Below are 9,086 nucleotides of genomic sequence, written 5' to 3'. Positions count from 1 at the left end.
TTTTGGCAACGCAGATGCCGTGCCGCAGCCGCCGAAGCGGTGCTTAAGCCGCTAGGCGGGAATTGTGCGGTGTTGCCCTTATCCCCGCACGCGGAAGCTGCGCTCGGCAGGGTCCGGGGGGATGGATTTGCAGGTAAAGGTTTCAATGTGGATCCAATGGCTGGTGCCGGTAATGGTGGGCACCAGGCGATCCAGCTGGGCGGCGGAACCCTGGGCTTCCAGGTCCACTGTGCCGTCCCAGTTGTTTTCCACCCAGCCGGTCAGATCCAGCAGCTGGGCGGCATACTGCGCACGGTAGCGGAAGCCAACCCCCTGCACGCTGCCGGTAAAATGCCAGTGGCGGCGTTCCACGGCGGCGCTCATTCTGCGGGCTCCTTCTGCGGTTCGCTCTGGCTGGCGGGTTTCGGGTCAAAGCTGTTCAGCCGGGCCGTGCCGGACAGCAGCCACGCCACAAACAGCGTCATAAGAATGACGGAATCGATCGGGTGCAGCACAAAGTTCAGCGGGTAAAGCACACCGGCGGCCAGCAGCGGCAGCAGCACGCTGTAAACCAGCGCCATGCGGGTGTTCTGGGCAATGCGGGCATCCACCGCGCGGGAAATGCGCACCGCGGCAGCGGCATCGGCCAAATCGTCCCGAAGCAGCATCACATCGGCGGCGGGCAGCGGCTCGGCTCCCATGCCAATGCCGACATCGGCACAGGCCAGTGCCGCGGCGGCAGAAGTACTGCCTATCATGGCGGCAGGGCCGTTTGTTTGCAGGCGGCGAAGTTCGGCTTCCAGCTCTGCGGGGGCAAGGCCGGATACCACGTGGGCGTCATCCAGCCCAACCTGAGCGGCAATGCGGTCTGCATTGGTGCGGCTGTCGCCTGTCAACAGGATCACATCCAGCCCAAGGGCTTTCAGCGCGTCAAGGGCGGCTTTGCTGGCGGGCTTTACGGCATCGGCAACGCCGATCAAACCGGCTGCGTGGCCGTCGAGCGAAAAGTAAAGCGGGGCAATGCCGTCAGCGGCCAGCTGCTCGCCAGCCTGCTGCAAATCGGGGGTCAGCTCGCACTGGGCGGCAATAAACTCTGCGCTGCCGCCTGCCATCACCTTGCCGGCCATTTTGCCGGTCAGGCCCTGGCCGTCCAGAATGGTAACGTCCTTAACGGCGCTCAGCTTGATGTTCTCCGCAGCGGCTTTGCGCATCACGGCGCGGGCCAGCGGGTCCTGGCTCTGGCTTTCCAGCCCGGCAGCCATGCCAAGCAGGAACTTGGCGGGCACGCTGCGGGTGCCCACAATGGTGACCACTTCCGGCTCGCCGTTGGTGATTGTTCCGGCTTTATCCAGCACGGCGGTGTGCAGGGTACCGATGGACTGCAGGCTGGCGGCTGTTTTGAACACGATGCCGTGCCTGGCACCCACACTGGCACCGGACATGATGGCAGCCGAAGCTGCCAGCGCCAGCACACAGGGGCTGCTGACAGCCAGCACGCTGATGGCGCGGGCCAGCGCAAAAGCAAAGCTCTGCCCCAGCAGCAGCCAGATGATGAGCACCACGCAGGCAATGCCGATAACGGCGGGCACAAACACGCTGCGTACCTTATCGGCCAGGGAACTCAACGGCACCTTGGCAGCGGCAGTGGTCTGCACGGTATGTACCAGCTGGGCGGCGGTGGAATCTGGCCCGATGCGGGTGGCACGGCAGATCAGGGCGCCGCCCTGGTTGGCGGTGGCGGCGTAAACAGTGCTGCCTTTGTGTTTGGCCACGGGGGCGGCGGCACCGGTCAGGGCAGATTCATCCACCGTGGTTTCGCCATCAATGACAACGCCATCTACCGGCATCACATCGCCGGGACGAATCAGGAAGATATCGCCCACCGCGACTTCATTCAGCGGCACGGTGTACTGCTGGCGGCTGCGCAGCACGCAGGCGGTTTCGGGAATGCGCTCTGCCAGACTGTGCAGAGGGGCCATGGCTTGTGCCTTAAACCGTACTTCCAGCAGCTGGCAGGCTGCGGCAAAGATCAAAATAGCGGCGGCAGAGGGCAGGAACAGCTCCTGCGGGGCATCCTGTGTAAAAATGGCGATTATGCCGTAAACCAGCGCCGCCCCGGAACTGAGCGCCACCAGCGTATCCGGCCCGGGGGCGCGGATGCTCTTGCAGCCGTTGATAAAATAGGAACGGTTCAGCCAGCAGACCGGCACGGTGAGCACCAGCTGCACAATGCCGCACCACATGGCGTTATCACCGGTCAGGAACGGCGGCAGTGGCAACCCGAAAGCAGCGCCAAGGCCAAGGTAAAAAAGCGGAATCAGCAGGCAGGCACTGATGACCAGCCGCCGCTTGATCTGGGGAACAGCGCTGCCCGGCATGGCGGCAGCGGCCCCGGTAGGTTCAAAATTTTGCATTGGAACACTCCCGTATCAAATAAGAGTTGCAAGCGTCAGGAGATGTTGGTGGAAGAAAGCCGGTGATTGGGCCGGGGTGCCTGACGGCACACCCCTACCATTAAAACAGACCTTCCGGCAGAATAATGTCGTTTTGCGGCACGCGCTGCCAGCTGAAGCCGTCGGCCAGCTCGGCAGGGGTGCGGGGGTCCGGGGCGTTTTGCAGCCCGCAGGCATAGGCCAAACGGCCAATGATCTGCTCCGGCGTATAGCGCGCCTGTAAATGCTCCAGGCTTTCGTCCCCATCCCGTTTGGAAAGCCGCCGCCCATCCACGGCCAGCAGCAGCGGCATGTGATAAAATTCCGGCGCGGGCAGGCCCAGTTCCCGGTAGAGCCACAGCTGGCGCGGCGTGCTGGACAAAAGGTCTGCCCCGCGCACCACCTGGGTAACGCCCATCAGGGCATCATCCACCACCACGGCCAGCTGGTAGGCAAACACACCGTCCGCCCGCCGCAGGTAAAAGTCCCCGCAGTCCTGCGCCAGATTCTCGGCATAGGGGCCCATGTGGCCGTCCACAAAGGAAATGGTTTCGTCCGGCACCATCACCCGCCAGGCTGGCTTGCGCCTGGCGGTGCGCAGAACGATCTCTTCCGGCGTCAGGTTCCGGCAGGTCCCGGCGTATACCACATTCCCATCGGAGCGGTGGGGGGCATCGGCGGCGTGCAGCTGGCTGCGGCTGCAAAAGCAGGGGTAAACCAGCCCTTTGCGCACCAGCTTTTGGTAATATTCTTCATAGATAGCGCTGCGCTCGCTCTGGTAATAGGGGCCGCGAGGGCCGCCCTTGCTGCCGCCTTCATCTGCGGCAAGGCCGAGCCAGGCAAGGTCTGCTTCCAGCAGATCAGCAAATTCGCGCGGGCAGCGCACGGCATCCAGATCCTCAATGCGCAGCACAACCTTGCCGCCGCTGCTTTTGGCCGAAAGCCACGCCAGCAGGCAGCAGCACAGGTTGCCCAGGTGCATCCGCCCGCTGGGGCTTGGCGCATAGCGCCCGACTGTGCTGCTCATTCCAGCGTATAGCGGGCATCGCCCAGGCTGCGCAGGTGGACGCGGTAGAACCCGGCAACGGCCCGCACCATGGCGTCAGCATCGGCCACCGCGGCGGTTTCCACCGCACTGTGCATGGCCAGCTGGGCCAGGCCAATATCTACCATGGGAACCGGCACGGTATGGCTTTGCAGGTTGCCCAGCGTGCTGCCGCCCGGCAGGTCGGCACGGTTGGCAAACACCTGCACAGGAACGTTGTTCTTGCGGCAGATCTCCTTAAAAATCGCGCCGGTCAGGCCGCTGGTGGTGTATTTCTGGCTGGCATTGACTTTGACCACAACACCCTTGCCCAAAATGACCTTGTTGCAGGGGTCAGCCTTATCAGCAAAATTGGGGTGAACGGCGTGGGCATTATCGGCGCTGAGCACAAAGCTGTTGGCAAATGCCTGGGCCTGTGCCTGGGCACTGTGGGGGATCGCATTCAGGATGCGGTCGAGCACATCGCGCAAAAAGCTGCTGTCTGCGCCCTGGCGGGTGCTGCTGCCCACTTCTTCGTTATCAAACATCGCCCAGACCGGGGCGCAAGCGCTGTCGGTCTCAGGGGCGGCATCCAAAAAGCCGTACAGGGTGGTGGCGGCGCACTCCAGGTCGTCAATGCGGGGGGCCATGAACAGCTCGCCGTCCGGCCCGATGCGGGTGGGTGCCTGGCGGGTGTAAAGCGAAAGGTCAAAGTCCACAATGTCCTCTTCTTTCACACCGGCGGCCTCAGCCAGCAGGGCGGGGAAGGGCTTGGAACCCTCCAGCCCGTATAGGGGCTGCATGTCCACCTGGGGGTTAAAGGCGTGGCCGCTGTTCAGCGTGCGGTCCATGTGGATGGCCAGCGATGGGATGACCAGCAGATCACGGTCCAGGTCCACCAGGCGGCTTTCCAGCGTACCGGCGGCTTCATCCCGCACCAGCACACGCCCGGCGGCGGAAAGCGGACGGTCCAGCCAGGTGGACATAATCATTCCGCCGTAGCCTTCCACGTTCAGCTTGATGCAACCCGCAGCGTTCACGTTGGTGTTCTTGATGCGCCAGGTGGGGGAGTCGGAATGGCTGGCAGCAATGCGCCAGCCGCCAATGGCGTGGGCAGGCACCCGCCAGGCAATGATGGAACTTTCGTTGCGGGTCACATAATAACCGTGTTCCGGTTCCAAATTCCAGTATTCGGCTTCCTCCAGGCGGGTGTAACCGGCGGCATCCAGCAGCTGGGCTGCAGTGTGTACCGCGTGGAACGGCGACACTGACCGGTGCAGAAAATCAAAAAGCTGTTCAATTTGCATGGTATAGAACCATCCTTTTATGTTTATATGATGAAATCTGTATGATTGTTGGCGCGTGGGACAAAAGAATCCCACCCCATTTTATTTTACACCGCACAAGCGATTGATTCAACCGCAGTTTGGGCAATCCAATGCGAGTGTATGGTATATGCTGCCTTCAAGATCTTTCCAGGCAAAGCCGGAATCGGTCAGCATCATATAGGAATGGGCGCTGTTTTCTTTCGGGATGGCAACGGAACCAGGGTTCAGATACAAATTGCCGCTGCCAAATTCCTGCCAGGCGGGCACATGAGTGTGGCCGTGCAGCAAAATATCCCCCTTGGCAAGCGGCGGCGGGCAGGCCGTGTTGTAATGGTGGCCGTGGGTGGCAAACACTGTGCGGGAACCGGCATACAGCAGGGCATAGTCGGCCAAAATCGGGAAGTCCAGCACCATCTGGTCCACCTCGGTATCGCAGTTGCCGCGCACGCACAGCAGCTGCTCCCGCAGGGGATTCAGCATGGCAATTACCTCTTTGGGGGCATAGCCCTCCGGCAGGTCGTTGCGGGGACCGTGGTATAGAATATCCCCCAGCAGCAACAGCTTGTCCGGCTGCTCGCGCTCCATGGCGGCAAGCAGCTGCCTGCAGTAAAAAGCCGAACCGTGCAGGTCGGATGCAATCATCAGTTTCATGGCAGTTCCTCCGGCGGTGGGCTTGACGCAGCACGCCGCCTTATACTATAATAATATCAATCGACCGGCAGGAAGCCGGCCTTTGCGGCGCAGAAGCGCCCAACATCCTGGTGCATGCTGCACCGTATGGCAGATGACAACTTGATATTGCTTTGATGATAGATATGCAGAAGGTATCGTGTTCCCCAGCAGGGGGACAGGACATTTTCTGCATTTTGTTTTTGTGGATTTTTATGCGGTTTTCCGATACGCTTTAGGGCAATACCGCATAATTCTAAGTGCCGCAGCCGCCGAAGCGGTGCTTAAGCCGCTAGGCGGGAATTGTGCGGTGTTGCCTTAGTTCCGGCAGCCGTCCAGCACGGCCGCGGCGGCCTGCTCCACCAGGGTGCCGATGGGGGCGCTCACCCCAACCACCAGGGTATCGCACCGGTTGGCGGGGATCAGGATGCGGCGGGCATCGCTTTGGGCTACGGCCTGCGCCATGGCGGGGGTGATTTCGCCCAGCAGGGCGTCGGCCATCACAATGCCGATGGGCCCCAAAATGACATCCGCCCGGCGGCAGCCCACCACCACGGCGTTCTCGCCGGTGGCGGCGCGGTCAGCCCCGGCTTTCAGCATGGCGGAAGTGGCCGCGCTGTTGGTGCCGATGGCCGTTACTACCGCCTGCGGAACGGCCTTTTTAACGGCGGCAACCAGCTGGCGGCCCAGCCCGCCGCCCTGTCCGTCAATCACAAGAATTTCCATAAAAGAAACCCTCTTTCTTTATCTCTGTTTTACCATCATCGTATCATGGTGTTCTGCTGCTGTCAAACTGTGGAATCAAATAAAAAAATAGAATGTGAGGAGTTTGAATCATGAAAACATCCACCCGTAAGCTGACCCTTTCCGCCCTGTTTTTGGCCCTGGGCCTGGTGCTGCCGCTTATCACCGGGCAGATCCCGCAGATCGGCAAAATGCTGCTGCCGATGCACATTCCCGTGCTGCTGTGCGGCATGGTATGCGGCTGGCCGTATGGCCTGGCCGTTGGCGCGGTAATGCCGCTGCTGCGCGGGCTGCTGTTTGGCATGCCGGTGCTGTACCCCACCGGCATTGGCATGGCGTTTGAGCTGGCTGCCTATGGCGCGGTGATCGGCCTGCTGTATGCCAAGCTGAACAAGCGCGGCGTGGCGGGCGTTTATATGGCGCTGGTGCCCGCCATGCTGGCCGGGCGCGCTGTGTGGGGCGTGGCCCAAACCGTGCTGCTGGGCCTTGGCGGAAATGGCTTTACCATGCAGATGTTCATTGCCGGTGCATTTGCCACCGCGCTGCCGGGCATTGTGTTGCAGCTGGTGCTGATCCCCGTGGTGATGGTGGGGCTGGAACACGCCGGTGTGCTGCGCGATACGGTGTAAACGAAAGAAAAATACAAAATGTATAATTTCCGCGGCTGGTAAAATTTTTACCCGCCGCGGCTTTTTTTGCGGCCAAGTATCTGCTATAATAAGGGCTGTGTAAATGTTTGGGCAATACCGCATAATTCTAAGTGCCGATACGGCGAGCGAGGTGCGGCAGATGCCAAGCCAAAAGCGCAGATAATACTGGATGTCTTATCGAGCATTTTGGCAACGCAGATGCCGTGCCGCAGCTGCCGGAGCGGTGCTTAAGCCGCAAGGCGGGAATTGTGCGGTGTTGCCTTTGATAAATAACGAACACTTCCTGAAACTGACTTTGAGGAAGAAGGTGCTGTTATGAATACAGCGAAAGAACTGTATGACCGTTGGCTGGCCCAACCGGAACTGGATACCGCTGTGGCGGAAGAACTGCACGGCATTGCCGGGGATGATGCTGCTATCACGGACCGTTTTTACCGTGACCTGGAATTTGGCACCGGCGGCCTGCGCGGTGTGCTGGGGGCGGGCACCAACCGCATGAACCTGTACACGGTGCGCAAGGCCACCCAGGGCCTGGCCGATTACCTGAACGCGACCGACCTGCCCAAAAAGATCGCCATTGCGCATGACAGCCGCAATAACGGCGAACTGTTCACCCGCGAAGCTGCCCGCGTGCTGGCGGCAAACGGCATTACCGCCTGCGTGTACCCGCGGCTGGAGCCCACGCCCGCACTTTCCTGGGCGGTGCGCTATCTGGGCTGCGGGGCAGGCGTCTGCATTACAGCCAGCCACAACCCGGCCAAGTACAACGGCTATAAAGTGTATGGCGCCGATGGCTGCCAGATCACGCTGGAAGTGGCAGATAAAATTCTGGCTGCAATCGAAAAAGTGGACTGCTTTGACGGCGTAAAGCTGGTGGATTATGAAGCCGGTGTGCAGGCAGGCCGCATTGTGAGCATTGACGACAAATGCCTGGATGATTTTGTACAGGCTGTATATAACCAACGCGTTGGCGATGGCACCGGCATTGAGCAGCTCAAGCTGGTGTACACCCCGCTGAACGGCACCGGCCTGGAGTGCGTAAAAAAACTGCTGGCCAAGCTGGGTGTGACCCATGTGACGGTGGTGCCGGAGCAGGAAACACCGGATGGGAACTTCCCCACCTGCCCGTATCCCAACCCGGAAATCCGCGAAGCCATGCAGAAGGGCCTGGAACTGTGCGATAAAGTACACCCGGATCTACTGCTTGGCACCGACCCCGACTGTGACCGCTGCGGCACCGCTGTGCCGGACGGCAAGGGCGGCTACCGGCTGATCACCGGCAACGAGATGGGCATTATCCTGCTGGATTATATCTGCCGCACCCGCCTGGCCCGCGGCACCATGCCCAAGGATCCCGTGGCCGTGACCACCATTGTTTCCACCGATATGGCAACGCCGGTTGCCAAAAAGTACGGCGTGGAGCTGCGCCGCACCCTGACGGGCTTTAAGTTCATCGGCGAGCAGATCGGCAAGCTGGAAGCAGAGGGCCGTGTGGAACGCTATATCTTTGGCTTTGAGGAGAGCTATGGTTACCTGTCCGGCGGACATGTGCGGGATAAGGATGCCGTGAACGCCACGCTGCTGGTGTGTGAAGCCGCCGCCTGGTATGCCCAGCAGGGCATGACGCTGCTGGATGCCATTGAAGCGCTGTACAAAGAGTTTGGCTATTACCGCAACGCCCTGTGCAGCTTTGCCTTTGAGGGCGAAACCGGCATGTACACCATGCAGAACCTGATGAAGACTCTGCGCGCCGACCCGCCCAAAGAGATTGCGGGCTATGCGGTGGAGCGTGTTGCGGATTATGATACCGATGGCACCGGCCTGCCCCGCGCCAACGTGCTGGAATACCACCTGGCGGGCGGCCACAAGCTGATGGTGCGCCCCTCCGGCACCGAGCCGAAAATCAAAGTGTATCTGTCCGCCGTGGGCAAGAGCAAAGCGGAAGCCGATGCGGTGAACGCGGAGCTGGCGAAGGCGGCGGAAATGCTCATGAAGTGAGTTAGGGGGTAGGAGTGAGGAGTTGGATGGGAGAATTAGAAATTAGAAATGAGTAATTAGAAATGAGTAATTAGGGCAACACCGCACAATTCCCGCCTTGCGGCTCAAGCACCGCTCCGGCGGCTGCGGCACGGCATCTGCGTTGCCAAAATGCTCGATAATGTCGGGTTGCGGTACCCGCATCGTGCTTCGGTTCGCTGTTTCCGCCACTGGCGGCGCTCACCTTTGCAGCATCCAGTATTATCTGCGCTTTTGGCTTGGC

General features: G+C 60.7%; 9 protein-coding genes. 2 read left to right on the top strand and 7 right to left on the bottom strand.

Annotated elements, in window-relative coordinates; all coding sequences use genetic code 11:
- Positions 1-78 precede the first annotated feature (78 nt).
- From C4885_RS13965 to C4885_RS13940, 6 genes are all read right to left on the bottom strand, one after another.
- The gene (locus tag C4885_RS13965; RefSeq protein WP_114000923.1) at positions 79-363 is read right to left on the bottom strand and encodes an acylphosphatase; all 285 of its coding nucleotides are present in this window, start codon (positions 361-363) and stop codon (positions 79-81) included.
- Entirely contained in the window at positions 360-2,393 is a 2,034-nt protein-coding gene (locus C4885_RS13960; protein WP_114000922.1) for a cation-translocating P-type ATPase, read from the bottom strand. Before C4885_RS13960 ends, C4885_RS13965 begins: the two co-directional genes overlap by 4 nt.
- Before the next feature lie 100 nt (positions 2,394-2,493).
- The gene (gene gluQRS, locus C4885_RS13955) at positions 2,494-3,438 is read right to left on the bottom strand and encodes a tRNA glutamyl-Q(34) synthetase GluQRS (RefSeq protein WP_114000921.1); all 945 of its coding nucleotides are present in this window, start codon (positions 3,436-3,438) and stop codon (positions 2,494-2,496) included.
- Positions 3,435-4,742, bottom strand: coding sequence for a M18 family aminopeptidase (locus C4885_RS13950; protein ID WP_114000920.1), 1,308 nt, complete (start codon positions 4,740-4,742; stop codon positions 3,435-3,437). Before C4885_RS13950 ends, gluQRS begins: the two co-directional genes overlap by 4 nt.
- 108 nt (positions 4,743-4,850) lie before the next feature.
- Entirely contained in the window at positions 4,851-5,414 is a 564-nt protein-coding gene (gene yfcE, locus C4885_RS13945) for a phosphodiesterase (RefSeq protein ID WP_114000919.1), read from the bottom strand.
- 336 nt (positions 5,415-5,750) lie between these two features.
- Complete coding sequence (locus C4885_RS13940) at positions 5,751-6,158, bottom strand: DUF3842 family protein (RefSeq protein WP_114000918.1); 408 nt, start codon at positions 6,156-6,158, stop codon at positions 5,751-5,753.
- 110 nt (positions 6,159-6,268) lie between these two features.
- Between C4885_RS13940 and C4885_RS13935 the strand changes: the two genes are divergently transcribed.
- A complete protein-coding gene (locus C4885_RS13935; protein ID WP_199488121.1) occupies positions 6,269-6,805 on the top strand; it encodes an ECF transporter S component in 537 nt (178 codons plus the stop codon).
- Positions 6,806-7,141: 336 nt separating this feature from the next.
- Positions 7,142-8,824: a phospho-sugar mutase gene (locus C4885_RS13930; protein ID WP_114000916.1), complete on the top strand. Its 1,683-nt coding sequence runs from the start codon at positions 7,142-7,144 to the stop codon at positions 8,822-8,824.
- Positions 8,825-8,894: 70 nt separating this feature from the next.
- Here the strand turns inward: C4885_RS13930 and C4885_RS16790 are convergent.
- A partial coding sequence (locus C4885_RS16790) for a hypothetical protein (RefSeq protein ID WP_207657597.1) occupies positions 8,895-9,086 on the bottom strand: 192 nt, incomplete at its 5' end.

It is taken from the genome of Subdoligranulum sp. APC924/74 (assembly GCF_003324125.1).
GTDB classification, from domain to species: domain Bacteria; phylum Bacillota; class Clostridia; order Oscillospirales; family Ruminococcaceae; genus Gemmiger; species Gemmiger qucibialis.
The sequence above is the reverse complement of the archived record's forward strand: the minus strand, read 5'-3'. Positions and strand labels throughout refer to the sequence as shown.